General features: G+C 68.4%; 1 protein-coding gene. It reads right to left on the reverse strand.

The features are described from left to right. A partial coding sequence (locus tag ACLJNW_RS26560; protein ID WP_410961558.1) for a LysR substrate-binding domain-containing protein occupies positions 1-243 on the reverse strand: 243 nt, incomplete at its 3' end. Positions 244-256: the final 13 nt, after the last annotated feature.

Below are 256 nucleotides of genomic sequence, written 5' to 3' on the forward strand. Positions count from 1 at the left end.
GGTCAGCTCGCGGCCCTTGTGGCTGACGATCCGCGCGCGGGCGTCGCGCAGCGCCGGGTGGGCCAGCGGCAGGCAACGGATATGCCCGGCCTCGATCTCGTGGCTGACCGTCAACTCCGGCATGAAGGCCACGCCGATGCCGGACTTGACGAAATTGGTCAGCACCGCCACCGAGTTGGTGCGCAGCTTCGGCCTTAGCTCGATGCGCTCCAGTTGGGCGGCGATCACCGCCAGTTGGCCCATGCCGGTGCTGTTG

Source organism: Salmonella sp. SAL4457 (assembly GCF_046548235.1).
In the GTDB taxonomy this organism is placed as follows: Bacteria; Pseudomonadota; Gammaproteobacteria; order Enterobacterales; family Enterobacteriaceae; genus Salmonella; species Salmonella enterica.